This window comes from Stenotrophomonas maltophilia (assembly GCF_039555535.1).
Lineage (GTDB): Bacteria > Pseudomonadota > Gammaproteobacteria > Xanthomonadales > Xanthomonadaceae > Stenotrophomonas > Stenotrophomonas maltophilia_Q.
Genome location: NZ_CP154630.1, coordinates 2,527,793 through 2,543,296, shown reverse-complemented (window position 1 = coordinate 2,543,296; position 15,504 = coordinate 2,527,793). Strand labels below are relative to the sequence as shown.

The 15,504-nt window shown below is 58.3% G+C and carries 14 protein-coding genes and 1 pseudogene; 5 read left to right on the top strand and 10 right to left on the bottom strand.

Going from position 1 to position 15,504, the window contains the following annotated elements:
* Nucleotides 1-134: 134 nt before the first annotated feature.
* The gene (locus tag AASM09_RS11760) at nt 135-575 is read left to right on the top strand and encodes a hypothetical protein (protein WP_049429269.1); all 441 of its coding nucleotides are present in this window, start codon (nt 135-137) and stop codon (nt 573-575) included.
* 888 nt (nt 576-1,463) lie between these two features.
* Here AASM09_RS11760 and AASM09_RS11755 read toward each other — a convergent pair.
* The 9 genes and pseudogenes from AASM09_RS11755 to AASM09_RS11715 all read right to left on the bottom strand — a co-directional run bounded on the left by AASM09_RS11755 (nt 1,464) and on the right by AASM09_RS11715 (nt 11,253).
* Nucleotides 1,464-2,189 carry a DUF6602 domain-containing protein gene (locus AASM09_RS11755; protein ID WP_026070607.1) on the bottom strand — a complete coding sequence of 242 codons (726 nt, stop codon included), beginning with the start codon at nt 2,187-2,189 and terminating at the stop codon, nt 1,464-1,466.
* A 135-nt stretch (nt 2,190-2,324) separates the two neighbouring features.
* Nucleotides 2,325-3,257, bottom strand: a complete 933-nt coding sequence (locus AASM09_RS11750; protein WP_017355006.1) for an AAA family ATPase — start codon at nt 3,255-3,257, stop codon at nt 2,325-2,327.
* Nucleotides 3,257-3,772, bottom strand: coding sequence for a hypothetical protein (locus AASM09_RS11745; RefSeq protein WP_026070608.1), 516 nt, complete (start codon nt 3,770-3,772; stop codon nt 3,257-3,259). The genes AASM09_RS11750 and AASM09_RS11745 overlap by 1 nt, the downstream gene beginning before the upstream one ends.
* 7 nt (nt 3,773-3,779) lie before the next feature.
* The gene (locus AASM09_RS11740; RefSeq protein ID WP_026070609.1) at nt 3,780-4,745 is read right to left on the bottom strand and encodes a CBASS oligonucleotide cyclase; all 966 of its coding nucleotides are present in this window, start codon (nt 4,743-4,745) and stop codon (nt 3,780-3,782) included.
* A gap of 215 nt (nt 4,746-4,960) precedes the next feature.
* Nucleotides 4,961-5,169 (bottom strand): annotated as a pseudogene (locus AASM09_RS11735) (integrase); the annotation flags it as partial.
* A 1,717-nt stretch (nt 5,170-6,886) separates the two neighbouring features.
* Nucleotides 6,887-7,810, bottom strand: coding sequence for an ATP-binding protein (locus AASM09_RS11730; RefSeq protein WP_329761816.1), 924 nt, complete (start codon nt 7,808-7,810; stop codon nt 6,887-6,889).
* A gap of 80 nt (nt 7,811-7,890) precedes the next feature.
* Nucleotides 7,891-9,741, bottom strand: coding sequence for a hypothetical protein (locus AASM09_RS11725; RefSeq protein ID WP_049399271.1), 1,851 nt, complete (start codon nt 9,739-9,741; stop codon nt 7,891-7,893).
* On the bottom strand, nt 9,738-10,481 hold the full coding sequence (locus AASM09_RS11720) for a hypothetical protein (protein ID WP_343368463.1): 744 nt from the start codon (nt 10,479-10,481) through the stop codon (nt 9,738-9,740). Before AASM09_RS11720 ends, AASM09_RS11725 begins: the two co-directional genes overlap by 4 nt.
* Nucleotides 10,482-11,013: 532 nt before the next feature.
* The gene (locus tag AASM09_RS11715; protein WP_049399270.1) at nt 11,014-11,253 is read right to left on the bottom strand and encodes a hypothetical protein; all 240 of its coding nucleotides are present in this window, start codon (nt 11,251-11,253) and stop codon (nt 11,014-11,016) included.
* Between the two features lie 119 nt (nt 11,254-11,372).
* Between AASM09_RS11715 and AASM09_RS11710 the strand changes: the two genes are divergently transcribed.
* A complete protein-coding gene (locus tag AASM09_RS11710; RefSeq protein WP_146257381.1) occupies nt 11,373-12,560 on the top strand; it encodes a hypothetical protein in 1,188 nt (395 codons plus the stop codon).
* 432 nt (nt 12,561-12,992) lie between these two features.
* Here AASM09_RS11710 and AASM09_RS11705 read toward each other — a convergent pair whose 3' ends face one another.
* Nucleotides 12,993-13,238 (bottom strand): helix-turn-helix domain-containing protein, encoded by a 246-nt coding sequence (locus tag AASM09_RS11705; protein ID WP_017354505.1) that lies wholly within the window; start codon nt 13,236-13,238, stop codon nt 12,993-12,995.
* 95 nt (nt 13,239-13,333) lie between these two features.
* Between AASM09_RS11705 and AASM09_RS11700 the strand changes: the two genes are divergently transcribed.
* The 3 genes from AASM09_RS11700 to AASM09_RS11690 all read left to right on the top strand — a co-directional run bounded on the left by AASM09_RS11700 (nt 13,334) and on the right by AASM09_RS11690 (nt 15,320).
* On the top strand, nt 13,334-14,134 hold the full coding sequence (locus AASM09_RS11700) for a hypothetical protein (protein ID WP_017354504.1): 801 nt from the start codon (nt 13,334-13,336) through the stop codon (nt 14,132-14,134).
* A 95-nt stretch (nt 14,135-14,229) separates the two neighbouring features.
* The gene (locus tag AASM09_RS11695) at nt 14,230-14,664 is read left to right on the top strand and encodes an NIF family HAD-type phosphatase (RefSeq protein ID WP_017354503.1); all 435 of its coding nucleotides are present in this window, start codon (nt 14,230-14,232) and stop codon (nt 14,662-14,664) included.
* Nucleotides 14,665-14,759: 95 nt separating this feature from the next.
* A complete protein-coding gene (locus tag AASM09_RS11690) occupies nt 14,760-15,320 on the top strand; it encodes a cyclin-dependent kinase inhibitor 3 family protein (RefSeq protein ID WP_026070517.1) in 561 nt (186 codons plus the stop codon).
* Nucleotides 15,321-15,504 lie beyond the last annotated feature (184 nt).

The window sequence follows — 15,504 nt, the reverse complement described above, 5'->3', positions numbered from 1 at the left end:
GCCGCTACTGCGTGAGTTCTGGCAGGTACCCATCACTGAAAGCCATTTGATTCTTCGATATTAATACCCGATCCCGTCCCTTACTGGTTCTGCACGAGAATCTGCACACATGTCCAACACGTGGCTTGTTGTCGATGGCGCGGCAAGCCGGGTCGCGCGGCCTCACCTGCGCACTGGGCGACTACGAACTGGCATTGTTTGTTGAAAAGCTGGGGGACGGAACCAGCTTCGGCCATTGCGGCGGTAGCGGTGGCTTCCGGACTCAGCTGTATGGCGACACGCATACAGGGCAGGGTGCGGTAGTGATGACCAGCAGCGACAATGACGCCGCACTGATCGACGAGCTTTTGATCAGCATTGCCGCTGAATGTGGCTGGCCGGAGTTCAACGTCATCGAGAAGACCGCCGTCACGCCGAATCCCAGGTTCAACGCGGCGGATGCAGGTGAGTATCAGCTGCGTGACAAGCCTGCACATGTCATCACCGAGGTTGACCGGCCCTGTTTCCAGAGCGATCCGTTTGGCGCGGAGCGAATGGAGCTGTTCGCACAGTCGGATGCAGCCGGGCCTGTATGAACTCCAGCGCCGCCCGGACCCGAGCGGTGACCGAATGGCGGTGGCTGTAGGCGCCAAGCAGCTGCAGGGGCGCTGGCTTCAGATCCAGCTGCACGTTCTGCAGTCGTCCCGCTGCGAGATGATCCCGGCAAGGGTGGGCAGCTGAGCAGCACTCCCAACTACGATGCCTTACGGTTGATCACACAGGCCCACGGCCCGGCCAGGTTGCGATGACCCACAATCAAACGCCAAGATTGAGCAGGTGTTGCACGCGCAAAACTATGATTCTGTATCTCATTGATTAATCAATGGATCGATGCGGTGTTGCACCACAATCGCGCGCGCGCCAATGCTGTGTAGTTGGACATTGCACAACGCTAGTGCATGAATTTGGTGCGGCGCCAATGCACGGCTTCTAATTTGAGGCAAAGCCAATGGAGCGGCTGTGCCCGGCGGCGTAGTTCAAACGAGCGTAATCAATGCTGTGGGGACTGGAATGCTCTTGTCCGGCAGGCTATCGATGATTGTGGCCGAGCCGCTCTCGCAGCAGTCGAGGTGGCCATTGGAGGTTGCGAACCTCTTCCTTTAGGTCGGCCCCGCCACGTGGTCGAGGTGGGGCTCGGACTCGGACTCGGAGGAAGGGATAGTCGCGGCATCGCTAGAGATTCAGCCAGCCTCGCGCTGGCCCGCTGACGCTGATTGTGCACAAGCTAATCGCGCGACGCCCCAAGTTGAAACATCCGTGCTCCGGGCCGGAAGGCAGCGACCTCACTCGGTGCACCTCGAGCTGGGCACGAAGCGCGTGAAGCCTAGAGGCGTCTCCCTCAGGCAAGCTTCCTCGCTAAACAGCGCGGAGTACCCGGGCAGGCATGCCTCATGTCGCGCCCAACAGCTGCCATGACCAAGCCATCACTTCGTCAGCCACTGGCCGTAAGCCTCAACATCAATCATCGGTACGGTCCCACTGAACTGAAGTTGGGCGATGAGTTTGAAGAGGAACGCCGTCGCGGGCTTGTTCTCATTCACAAAGAGATAGCGATCCTTGGAATGGTCAAAGAAGAAGTGACCATGCGCAGCAACGCAGCCAAGGTCCAAGCGCCCGTCGCCGGGATTGGCGGTCAGTGCCCTTTCCAGGGAGGGCCCAAGCGCTGGACTCCAGTCACTTTCAAAGGTCAGCAGCCCGCCAAGAATTGGCATCAAGGCCTTTGGCGGATAGACCCCACCCGCGTGCGGGATTGGCAGGCTAGTGCGCTGCAACTGTCGAACGCTTGCCACCTTCTGCTGGGCGTACGCCACCAGCTCTGCATTCGCTGTCTGCTTGGCTTCGAACACCGCATAGACGCTCTCGGCAGGAACAATGATTTCACCCTCGTAGGTGAAAATAAACGGTGAATACTGCCGATCGAAAATCACCACATCAATCTGCTGGCTGAAATTTCCTTGACTATCCACCACGTGTGCCTTCGCAGCTTGATAGCGCTTTGGTAGGTAGGTATCCAGCAAGCTGATCCACACGTTCTCACTGGCATCCCCCTTGGACCCTGGGTGATTGAACGTCTTCCGGACAGTGGCAAGGCGCAGCTGAACATCCTCATGCAATGAAGAAAGCAGCTGTGAAAGTGACCATTGGGACATCTTGGGACCTCCATACACTCAGCAGCAGGCGCTTGCCTGGTCAACAATGTGAAATAGCAGCGACTGGGGTGGGGCAGCCAGCTGTGCCACACGAAACAGTGTCAGCGGCGCCCCGGCGCGTGCTGGGAAGGCATCTCAGCCATGATCCTGAAACGCCGGCGTTGGCTGCATTGGGCGAGCAATCTCAAGCGCGCGTTTGCTCTCAATCGATCGGTCTGGATAAGCATCTAGTACGATCGAGGGGATCAACCGCTGTGTGATGTCAGAGTAGGTGAAGCCGACCTCTTGTCCATCCTTCGCTCCAGTGGCCTCTACCAGCCCTTCGATCTGCACGGAGGATAGACCCAGCGGTCGCAACTGGTGTTCCAGGACGTAGCGTCGCTGAGCTGAATCAGGACGGTTGAAGGTCAAAATGTCAGCGGCGCGACGGCGTACGGCCGGATCCAGCGCGTTGAGGCGATTGGTGCACATGATCACGGCGGCGGGCACCTTCGTCTGCGCCAGACGATCGATACCCCTGATGAAGGCATTGACCCCTGCTCGATCCTCATGGTGCATCTGCGCCGATTCCCGAGACTGGGTCAGCGCATCGGCCTCATCCACCAGCAAGATGACCCCTCCGGTGCTTTTTCCGCGACCTTGCAATTTGGTCGCTTCTGCCAGCGCGTAGTCGAACGCTGTGGTGAGTAGCTGGGTCATCTCGCCAACCTGTCCCTTGCCTCGGGTGGCCAGGCTGAGCGGGAACAAGGTGATATCAATCTTCTCCTGTCGCGCCACGGCATCACCGATAGTCTCTGCCAATTCGGTTTTGCCAGAGCCGACGTCACCGGAAAGAATGACCAAAGGAGGTCGGCGCAGTACGGAATCAAGCAGCGTTGCGGCACCTGGGTGATGGCGCTTGGCCCACAATTCCAGGCCAGCTGGGTGGACTAGCAGGCCGAGAATCTTCGACAAGCGAGCCTTCTGATCGTCCACGCCAATCAGCCGATCCAATCGGGTGCGGGCGTCGATGTCCGGATAGATGCGACGTTGATCAAACAACTCGTCAAGGGTTGGCTTTGAGTGCATTAGTAGCTCCTGACACTGAGGCGGTCGAGTGCCTTGCCACCCGCAGAGTAGCTGCGGTCAGACACCAGGCTTCCGCTGATACCAGGCTCGGCTGCCCCGGTACGCTGAAATGGAAGCGACTTTTCAAATGACTCCCGCTGAGGAGCCGACAGCGTGAACCAGGCAGAGGAATACGTCAGGTAGTTGTAGAAGCTCGCCCCGGATACATCTGCGCCTGGGCGGAGCTTGCCGGGATCGTCATCGATTCCGGACATGCCTGCAAGATCTTTTGCGGTGTAGCGCAGTGTGGGCTCGATCCAGTTATCACCCCGCTTGAAACCGTAGGTGACTGTGTCCAGATAGCCGGCCTTCAACAATTCAACCACTTCGGTCTCATAAGCGGCGATTCTGTCATCGCTGGGCGCCCCATAGAAGCGCTGCATACGCTTGAGGTCGGCGGCCAATTTCGCTGCCATGTGGCGGGCATGAGTGATCGTAAAGGTGCTGGTGCTTGATTGTGTGTAGCTGCCAGTCATAGGGCCCTCACGCTTGGAAGGAAGAGCCGAAGACCTTTTGCCAGTAGCGCACGGTCTCCTGCTTGGTCGGTGCAGCCAGTGCCGCATCAATCGCGTCGCCGGCATCCAATGCCGCCTCGACAATGGCATCGACCTGCGCGTGACCGTACAATTTGGCCACGTTGTTCTTCTCGTTCACCGGATCAATGATCTGCATAGGCTCGGAGAAGGCGGCGATAATGGCGGTAGGGTAGTAATCCTGGAATGCGATTTGTTCGCGAAGGCCGCTCTGCGCCACGTAGGTGAAGAAGTGCTGGAGCGCTTCGGGGTAGTTGGAGAAATCACGCCCCTCATCGCACAGCTTTGCCAGGATCATCTCGATCATGAAGGACTTGAAACGAAAGCCGGGAACTTCCGTCTTCATGCGCCTTGCCCAGAACTTGACCAAGCGCACCACCTGCACAAAATCCGAAGGCTGCAATTGTTTACGCCGCTTGGCAAACTCTAGGTGCCGGGGAATGCTGGTTCTCAAGAACGAGCCATCATCCTGACTGACTAGGTTGCCATACCAGTCAGGATCGCCGTCATAGAGGATCGGCACCACGTCCACATCCAGCCCAGAACCTTGGAACGAGACTGTTACGGAGTAAGTCTGGGGCTTGACTTGTTCGGGCTTGAAATTTGGATAAGCCTTTCGAAGCCGCTCTGCCAAGTACTCCAGCAGCCTCCCAATGTCCTTGGGGGCGTCTGCCCCACTGATGTAACAGGCCACGTCAATGTCGTTGAGCGACCGCAATGCGGTGCCTTTTGCCAGACTTCCCGAAAGGATCATCTTTCGAAGGGTGAAATCCGGGTGCTGCCCTAGGTAGGTCTCCAGACGCTCTCTCAGTCCACGCGCCTGCGCGCGTAGCTCATTGGCTTTATCGCGTGGCAGATTGACCCGATCGTCGGCAAAATTGACAAGCTCCCTATGGCCTACGTGCTGCGTTCCCATGCATCGATCTCCAAGCCGGGCGCGTGCCGACCGGCGGATAGGTGAGGTGGTACTGCGACTTCCCCGCTGCCAACTTGCCGGCTCGTTGTCGCAGGAACTGCGACTCTTCCCCGATCACGGGCCGGAAAGCTGATAGCTCCCGATCAACATTGGGATGGCTTTCACAGTTTCAAGGGCGTGGGTGGGTGCCGGGACGCGGCGCGCCTGGGACGGGCTCAATCCGCGTCGAGCAGCCGTGCGGCCGGGTTGTGCTGGGCGCCGCCCTGCTGGAAGTAGCCAGCCGCGCTGGCCACCGAGCGGTGATCGGTATTCGCCATCAGGGCGGGCAGCGCCAAGCCTTGGTGCGCCCCTTCGGTGATGAAGCCCGAGCGCAGGTTGTGTCCGCCGAAGTCCCCTCCAGGCCGGCGAGTGCGGCGCGGTGCTGGATGACCACGGCGGTGGTGTGGGGCGCCTATCGCCAAGTCAACCCGGGTGCCCGCACGCGGCAGGACAGCGCGTCATCGGTGATCCTAGCGGTGGGCAGTATCCGCAACTGACTGGCGCACAACGGCAGATGGTGCGCGAGGAGTACATGCGGGGCACCTAAGGTCTTCGGTTTGGGGTGGAAGTCCCGCTGGTCCAGTACGTCATTCAGGCCTATCGCGCGGCGCCGAACCCTCAGCGTCATCTTGCTCCTGACTATCTACTGATGGTAGACCAGCCAGAGTCTCTGCCCGATGGCGCCATCTGGCATTGACTGGTGCATCAGCATCACGGATTGAAGGCGCCTGGCCCTGGCGTGGATTCGATTGCTGTTGTTGGCAAATGCTACGAATAAATGGGTGCCGCCCATTTCCAGGTGCAAACAGGCGGCTTCTCTATCTCGGCAGCTGAGTTGTGCGTCAGAAGTTTAGGGTGGGGCGATCGATGCCTTTGCTTAGGGTTGCGTTATCCGAACGCCACGCGCAATTCGTGTGGATGGCTCGTATCCAAAAGCGCAATGGGACTGGGCGATCTATAACGCTCCGGAAGCGCGCTCAAGTTGCCCTCATGCTCCGAGAGGAGGATGCCGTCCGCGTAGCCCTGGGCGAGCACCGCTAGTCTCACTCGTAGTCCCAATCCCGAGTTGCTCACCCGCTGCGGGCTGGAATGGCTGAATTTGCCCAGGAGCTCATCTACGAAGTTCAAATAGTTGGGGTGAATCACTCGATAGCGCCCGCCTGGCCTGGTCGCGGCGTAGCTGCTCCATCCATCCGGAGCCGGTTGATCCCGAGCTCCGGCGACTCGCTCGCCTTGAGGGCTAAAGGCCTGATCTGATCGACCTCGTCGGGAACCTCTGGCTGCATTCTGGTCAATGTAACGGAGGATTGGGCCTGAGTCGTCCTCAGAGCCCGTATGGTTTGCACGTAGTGCTGTATCTGCGCCTGCTGGTGGTGATTGTTGATCTGGGTGTGTCGTGAGCCTGTACCTTTTAGCGTTGCAGACCCTCCTGGCCTGGCGTAGCGCCAGGCCAGGAGGAAGGTCCACAAGGCTGGAAATCCTGCTGGGATCAACGTGTACCCCTGGAGTTACGATCAGCCGACTTGTACGCCTTTGCTCCGCACACCAGTTGAGGTAGGCCTGTAGATACGCCGTGGCATTGGGGTGGGGGTGTCTCTGCAAGGCGGAAGCCGACTCATTCATAAGGTCAAAGCCGCACGCACAGGTGAGCAACTTCGTGGGCGTGCCAGCGACTGTCACCGGAAATCCATTGCATCGTGGGCAACTCTGGCGCAGGCGAACGCCATGCCAGGGACACGTGGAAATCCAGGGCAGCTGATGCAGTGTGGTGTGATACCCGAGTCTGATGCAAGGAAGGCAGTACCTCAACCTGAGATGGGAGGGCAGTCTCGGGTCGTCCGTCATGAACGGATACCACGCCGCCAAGTCCCACTCGGGCGGAGTCTCGATCCCAAGGGTTGTAGAGAGTGCCTCTTGTTGTACTTGCGAGGTCGTCAGGCTCAAGAGCAGGTTGATGTTTCTGTTTGGCTTGATTCCGAGGAGTTGTGAGTACTCCGTGACCCGCCTGGCCTGGTTCAGTCGCGATAGCCTCGCGACGCAGCCAAAAGCCGATTGGTATGGAACAAGTCGGAGGTTGCCGCCGACCAGCTGAGCGCCGCTCCTCATTTGCCTACGGCCCTATTTCTTGAGCTTTCGAAGCCGGCGTATGCGCTGCGCAGGAGAGCTTCATCAATGTGCTGGGTAGTAAGCCCTTCGAAATCGTTGCGCCCAGCAGCGATCTTGGTGAGTAGGTGGTAGACAAACTGGTTGAAGGAGGCCATGAGCCAATCCTTGGGAACGGGATAGTTGCCTTGATTGGCAAGGTTCTCAATTCGTTCGCGTATCGCTTCGGTCTCCTTCTCAAGGCGCCAGCCAACGCTGTAAGCATAGGGTGCGAATGCTTCGGTGTAGGTCTTTCCTCCCTCGTCCGGCCACCTCATAACTTGGTCAAGCTGGCGAAATGCCAAGGCGACATCACATGCGTCCTGCACGTCAGCGTCCTCCGTCGGGATGTCCCAGAGAAGCCCGGTAAAAGGATGGCTGTCGACAAAGAATCGGCCATACAGATGTGGCGGCGCCAGCTGACTAAGATCGTCTGCGCCTCCAATCACGCTGTTGCTCTGGTGGATGAAGAGAAAGAACGGTTGCACTGATGATCCGAGGAAGTGGTTCTGAAGCTTTGCAAGGTGGGCGTAGTCCTTGAGCGTGAGCTGCTCAGCCGTATCGATCGCAATCACGACCACGTCGGCCGATGCTCTAGCGGCTTCCTGCTCAATTGCCCGGATGATCCTGAGGAGGAGATCCTGTGGGCTGGCTACGGTTGTTGCCCTCATGCCCAGTCCAAGGATGACCTCGCGGAAGAAGTTGCCTTCGCTAGGGGTAGTCGGTTTTCCGACGACCATCCGGAGGAATCCAATAGGAAATGGTCGCCAAGAAGTGGTGGTTTCAAGTATTCGCGTGGCAGTTGACTTCCCACACCGGCCATCGCCAATGATCCTCAGGCTCGGCCGCCCATACTCCAGGCACGTGGCGAATCCAGATGCCATTCGCAGTAAGGGGAGAGTCTGGATATTGGGGCGATGTCGCGCGTGCATTGGGTGGTTCTCAAGGCTCGCCGGGGCCTTCATCAGCGGAGCCTCGTGTTGAACGTGGCCCTGCGGATTCCCATCAGTGGAGAGCCTTGCCCCTGACTGTTGGTCGTGGAAGGTGGCTTGGGCACATCGCCAGCTGCCATGAGCGAGGCGCTGTCCCTGACGCCAGCGGCCGCCGATCGGACGGCTGCGTGATAGGCCTCAATGTTGTCGGCTAAACAGTAGTTACCGGGCTCCCGTGACGCGTCGCTCTTCGCCCAGCGTGCCGCGCGCTTCCTGATCGACAGCGTGTGGGCCACGCTCGCATATGGGGCGAGAGCGTGAAGTGTGAGTACACGCTTACCGCCTCTCCAGAGGGTCAGCTTGCGAATGTCTCGCCAGTCTTCGTAGGTTGCGTCAAATGACTGCCCAATCAGGTGCCACTGTCCAGACAGTGTTGGTGACCTGTACCTAGCGTGGTCGAGATAGACGAGGGGAGGTACACCACTCCTTCTGGAGCCTCTGATGGTCACCTTCATCCGCCTAACGGTCATGTTTCTCACGTCATCTTCGGTGCCAGGTGCATGCCACACCCACTCCCCAGATGCCAGATGCTCATCAATGATTCGCTTGGGCGACCTGGGTTCGCGAGTGGACCGGCTCGTCACATTGTGCGAGGTAACATAGGTGTCAATGAGGTCTTTCAAGACCTCCAGGAGAATGGGGTGGTCTTTCCCGTCAAGCTTTGTAGTGACTTGACGCTCATTCACTTGCGTTGCGGGAGCAAAGCCGCCGGCGATGTGGCGCAGCAGGCCATTCTCAATCTTCTTGAATAGAGCCTCGATGTAGGGGCGACCTTCGCCCATCCCGGATCGTCCAAAGTGCAGGATTCCCTTGTGATGATCAATGAGATTTCGGACTGTCATCTTGGCGTGATGGGATGAGTCGTTGTCCATTGCGATCATTGCGCTTCTCATCACTACCTCATCCACTAGGTAGATCGACGGCATCCATGCACTAGTCGAGTAGCTCAAGTTCGACGTGCTCAGATCCCTTGGTTGCCAGGGGCTCATGATCTTCGCGAACAGGCTGACTACATCGTGTTGCTCGTACTTCCGGCCAAGCACCATTTCCCAACCAAGGATGGCGCCACTCCCGACATCAACAACTGCCAGTAGCCAGATCCGACTAATCTTCTCTAGCCGGAATGAGCCGTCCGCCATCGGCATGGCCAGCCATGCGTCGATGTCGACGGAATGCTCGTCGTACTCAACTCGATCAAATGGCCGAATGCTGAGTAGGTTCTCGATTCGGGTGGAAGTAGGCTCATCCGCAGCCAAGAGCATCTCATTTTCGCTCTTTGTGCCTCGGATGCGCTTTATGAGGGAGGTCAGTGCTCGTCTTCCCTTGTCACGGATGTTGAGCGGATACATGGCCTGAAAGCCCTTCCCAGTCAGCACCTTCACGAACTGGGAATGCAGCCTGTCGAACGCGGGGCTCCTTTTGGACTGTGTTGGCAAGGCGCCCTTGAATCTTGCGACTGCATCGCCGAGTTCGGGGATCGCTTGCAGGACAGCATCTATGGCGAACGGATGTGAACTATCGGGGACGACCGAGTTGTTGCGATCTGACACGCTGAATCGCGCATAGGGAATGCAGGCTCGGTATCCGACTCGATGACCGCTCTCGTCGAAGAGCAGTGCGGTCCGGATCATTCGAGAGAGGGTATTTCGCGGCACGCCCCATCGAAGGGCTGCGTCGACCAAGGTTGCCCCATCAAGGACGCTGGTGAGTGCTGACAGGCGGGCTTGAAATTCCGACTGTTGATCAGCTGGAAGTACGATCCCATTTGGCCTTGGAGTTGCCCGGATCGACTCGAGGTCGACGGCATTGAACTTGGAACTCATGGGTCGGCCCTCCAGATCCTTGATCGCCCCGTCATTCGAGGAAATGCATCGGTCGCCAGAAATCCGACGTGAAGCAACTCAGCCACGACCCCCTGAATGTGAGTTCGAGGGTGGTGCCTGAGCTCATGGATGAGTTCATCTGCACTGATGCTGCCGCTTCGCTCGATGGTCGCGGCGATTTCCTGTCGCAACGCCAGGCTGCTCCCCAGATCCTTGGCTGACTGGCAGAACCCGAGCAGTTGGTAGCAGAGCTCATTCCTGCCGCCGGGCGCCTTGAGTTCGTCCTCCGTGATTAGCCACAAAGAGATGCCTGCATCCTTGGCTGCTGAACGAAGCCGGTCCAGCTCGCGAGGACGACGCTTGCCATCCACGCCGGGTACTGTCTGCGAATTCGGAATGACGTTTGCATAGATCTCCTGGCCTCCGCGCCTCTGAAACCAGAAATGGAGTTCCATGCTGTCAAGTCCTACCGGGATGGACCGAGGCCTCTCGGTCACGGCCGCCACTGATGGATCAAACTCCAATTGCAGTCGAAGCGCGAGTTGCAGGGGGCCGTGTACGGTAACCGTCCGGTTCTCTTTCGGGCTAAAGAAGGTGAAGATGTCCCCCCTCTTGATCTGGCCAGCGGTTAGTTCACGGGGGGGCAGCGGTCGATCCTTCCCATTGTGGAGCGGGTCGGAGGCGCGTGCAGACGCTACGCCTTGGAACGGGCTCACGGGATTGGTCGCGTGGTTGCTCATGCTGCCTCCTTGTGGATGACTGCAGTTCGCATGGTCGAGGAGTGGCGCTGCGCAATCGCGATTGAGGGATGACTCAATGCATGGTCAGCTGAGTGTTGGATCTTCATCGATCGACTTCCCGGTTGGCCTCGGAGAATGAGGCTCGGTACTGGCGGCAATGGCCAGCAGGGTCATTGGGGATTTCGGGCATGGGGTGCCGTGCCGATTGCCATACGATGGCAGTCGGAGCGCGCAGATGCCCGCTCAAGCAGCTTTGCCGCTTGACACGAAGTCGGAATTGCGGGAGCCTACATACGTTATCGTAGAGCTTCACCCCCTCTCGCTCCGGCGAGAGGCTATCGCCCCCGTTGCTGCGGGGGCGATTTCATTTCCGGGGTCGGAGATTTGATGAACTGGGGGGCTAAATGCCTCCTTTGAAGCTGGAGTTTTGGCGTCAAGCCGTTCAGGGGCGCACTGTGCGCCTAGGTGAGTTTCAGCAGATCAGAAGTGGTGCGGGCCTTTTGGCTTCGGCCTCAGCTCGCGTGCTCAGGAATTACAGCGAGTTCAGCCACTCAGCGACATCTCGCGTTTTGGCGAACAACCCCCGCCGACCTGGCAGCGGAAAGGTGCGAACCGGCAAAAGTTCACGCTGGACGGCTCGGCCGAAGGTGCGGCCGTTTGGAAAGCCAAGGTTCCGCTGGAGGTCGCTGCCGCCCATGAGCTCCCCATGCCGCTCTAGCAGCTCGCGACTGAGTTCGGTGGAGACTGCTGCTTCTGGATTCTGGATAGGCATGACGCAACTCCTAGCTACCGTTGGACCCCATCATGCACAATTGCAGCCAGTTCTAGGGGATTCTTTAGTCCCGCTTCAGAAGATCCATAAGTATGCCTCGTGGCAAGATTCCAACAGACGTGGCGCTGGTCGTCCGCAATAGCGTGTGGGCCTGCGTTGTGCGAAGGCTGCATGGCGATCGACTGACCTGGGATGATCTTGATCAGTTGCTCTTGCCTAGAGTTGGGCTCGATATACACGCGCAAGCGGCCAACGGTCGTCCCCGATCCTTCTACCGGTTCTTCAGCAAGGGGCATCATCCAGGGAAGCTACGCGGTCCTGGTGGATACTTGATTGACTCGGTGCATGGGGATCCAGCGTTCGCGGCTGCAAAGGAGGCCTTCGAGCATCCGATCTGGATGATCTGCAGCACAGAGGCTCCCACTGCGGAGCAATTGCGGGGCGTACGTCGATCACTAATGGAGCGTCTTGGGCTACTGATGCCGTCCATCACCGAACGCCTGGTGGCTTCTCATCACAATCTCCCTGGCCTCAGCAGCTATGCGCCAAGTCGGGTAGATGCCTTGGAGTCCATGTTCAACGTGGCCGAAGGTGGCTCCTTGGACGCGATAGGCCTGTGTGCGTGTAACTATCTGTTAGCTATAGACAGCGGTAGGCTCGAGACTGCAGTAGATGTCCGGGATGCACTACGCTGGGCAATTATTCGTTTTTGTGCTGTTTGGGGATTGCGCCCCGACGCATGCACGGCAATCCAGCTGTTGATGGAGCAGCGGGTGGTCAGGCTTCGTAGGGGATCGCTGTTGCCAAAGGATGTTGGGTTTCCACTTGGCAATACGGATTCCAGCGCGTTTAGTAGCAATTCGGCGAAGGGGGTATTCTTCGCAGATGACTATCCGTGCATGCTTCCGGTGACTCCTCGCACAGGTGGGGTGGATACATTCTTCGCCCGGTTTCACTCGCACTATCTTGCTTTCGTGAATGATCTGACAAGGCAAGGAGCATTCGCGCAGCTGGCTGGGACTGAGCTCGGCGGATCTTTGCCGACTCAAGATGCAATTGACGACCTGTTTCTTGGGCTGCTGGACGTGCCGGAGGATGTTTGTCACGGCGAGGTTGCAACTCTCAAGCAGTTTGCGCCAATCAGTCCGGTAGCGGCATGCGTGGCGGAAGTCCTGCCCACTTCTAGCATCGGAAGCTCGCCTTACACCCGCATCAAGCCTCTGGGCGCAGTGCTTCTGAAGTTCATGCGTTCTGTCGACATGCTGGTTGACGTTGAGCATCCGCATCCCATGGTTGATGAGCCGTGAGATGCGCCTCCAGGATCTTTCGTTACCTTGAAGTGGCGTCAACAAGGGAGAGGTATCAACGCTAGCCGCGCGGTGGAGGTCACTGTTCTTGCGGGGAGATGCGCATGCTGGTTCTGCAATGCATGCCGAGCCTTTTAAGCTATGGTCAGTACGAAGAGGTCGCCCCAAAGGGATTTCCTTGAAGCGCTGAACCTCTTATTGCGAAGGAATCGTCAGTCAAGCGCGCCGACAGGGCTTATGAATGCTTTCCCTTCTAGCTCGGATGGTGCGCTGGAGGCCACCACTTGACCAGCCAGTCCTGTGTAGCCAGAACTGGCAAGAAGCCATTTGCTCAAAGTGGTCGCATGCTCGTTGAGCGGGATAGTGGGGTGGGCACTAGGCGTGAGCCTAGTGGTACGCATCTGAAGAAGACTGAGCCTTAGCTCAGTAAAGTCAGTCTTTGAGTCGCTTCTCAAAGTCGGCAATGAGCTTGCCCAGGGATAGGCCTGTCAGGCGCGCTATGTCCCTAAGCTCCACGACGTCAACCCTGCGCTTCCCTGTCTCAACATCGCTAATGAACGACTGGCTGCGCCCCAGCTTGCTGGACACTTGTACTTGGGTAAGGCCAGCAGCCAAGCGCGCGTCTCTGACGGTCTCAATCAGGGCGGCGTATTCCTTGCGATGGATTGTCTTGGCCACGGCCGCACCCTGGTTGAGCGGCTTCAGAAGCTATATCCAGTTCTCCGATATCTAAAAACCAGATATCCTGTGCTTCTCATTGACAGGGGAAGGGCATGATCAAAGAACAACGTCGACGCGACGCAGCTGGCTGGGGCAGGCAGGGCTTGCTGCTTGCTCTGACGGTCCTAGTTGCCGCCTGCAGCGGTCCAGTAGACAGGAAGTTGGTCACTGACGGCACGCAGGAGCAATACAGAGCGTCGATTGACGCAATTGACGCCGAGCTGAGTGCCCATGAGCGGGATGCCTTCAACTGGGCCGTTGCCGGCCTTGATCTGGCTGAGCTGAACAAGGCCTACCCGAATGCATCTATAAGACAGGTGGTTAGGGGGCACATCAAGCAGATTAGGGATGCCCATCCAAAAGAAATTCTTGCTCTGCAGGAGCAGGCCAACGCGCAGCGGCCGACGATCACCGAACTAGAAAGAGTGCGTGCGAGTGGCGCAACGTTACGGATCGAGGACAGCTTCTTTGGCCCGAAGCCGGTCATTGAGGCGCGAATTGCGAATAGCTCAACTTTGGCGCTCAGCCAGGCCAGCTGGGCGGCGACGCTCTACATCAATGGCGAAGCTCAGCCCACGGCAAAGTCGCGGGTGCACAGCGACTTCCGATCGATTGATGGCCTCAAGCCGAGCCGCGGCGTCACGGCGCGCTTCAATGTTGGCTTCGTAAAAGGTGATGATGCGTGGTCGACACTGGCAATTCGACAAGCGTCTTCAACGCGAGTCGAGCTCGAACTAATTCCTCAGACGGCTTTGGACTTCAATGACAAGCCCTACATAGCTGCCAACTATAGGGAAAAGATCCAGTCTCTGGAGAATCAGCTTAAGCAAGCCGAGAAGTTCTCAGATATCTGACTCATTGGCGTTCCGCAACTGCGTCCGATGACCAAGCGCAGCGCGGAACGCTCCAGATCCAAGTGTCCAACTGCTGATGAGGATCCTAGCGCTCAATGCGACCGACCATCCTTGCTCTCGATCTCGAGGGGACGCTGATCTCAAATGCTGTCAGCCAGATTCCACGCCCAGGGCTTTATCAGTTCCTTGAGGTCGCTCATGAACTCTTCGAGCATCTGGTCATCTACACCACGGTCCCTGAGGCAGCTTTCCGCAGGATTTCGCGGCTGCTGGTCGAGGAAGGGAGCGCGCCAGGCTGGTTCGCTGAGTTGCCATATACATTCTGGGGAGGGGCAACGAAGGACCTCCGGTATGTGTCTCCGATCCTGGGTGCAGCGCTGTTGCTGGACGATCACGCGGACTACATCCATCCGGGGCAGGAGCGCTATTGGATTGAGGTCTCTTTGTTCGGCGCTCCATATGACGCGGATGACGCCGGCCTGGAAGTGGCCCTTGAGATGCTGAAGGAACGATTGGTTGTTCCGTTGTAGTTGGTGTGCTTAGTGAGTGGGTTGGCGGGTGCAGCTCTTCCAGCCAGCAGCGCCGGTTGCTGCATAGGAATGGGCTGTCGTTCAGGAGATCCGACATGATTCGAACAAGTTTGACCCACCCTTTAGCTATCGCGGAACTCCCGGTTGGCGAAAGGGGAGGGGCAATTGGTGTGACCTTCGCGCCAGGTAAGTACCAAGAAGTTGCGATGACGGGGGCATGGGCGAGAGACATCGATGTGGATGTCTCTGTGATTCAGTGTTGGGGAGCCAGCCACCTGATCACGCTACTCGAGCCGTGGGAGTTCAGTGAGTTGCGGATCGAGTGCTTGCCTCAAGTGGTTGAAGGGCAGGGCATCTCATGGCATGGCCTTCCAATCACGGATGGCGCAGCACCTGACCAGAGGTTGCTCGAACGATGGCCAGTACTGGGGTCAATGCTCGTTCGGAGTTTGCATTCGGGCCTGCGCATTGTGGTCCACTGCAAGGGTGGGCTGGGGCGAGCCGGCACTGTCGCAGCGATGCTTCTACTGCAGTCAGGGGCTGAGCGAACAGCGCAGGCTGCCATTGGCTCGGTGCGACGTGTCAGGCCGGGTGCCATCGAGACCGCTGTCCAGGAGGATTTCCTGCAGCAATGGGCACAGGGACTGCGCTCGTAGTTGCCCTTCCAGATCAAACGCGTGGCGAGCTCATCAGTCGTTCAAGGCCAGCCCTGGCTATTGGCGCCACCGATACCTACGCGATCTAGTCGACCGCTGACACCGGATTCGCTGGGTCGCGCGCCCACTAGTGGACGCGGCGCGGAGAGTATCCGCTAAAGCCTCCAGTCGCTACTTGGCTGCA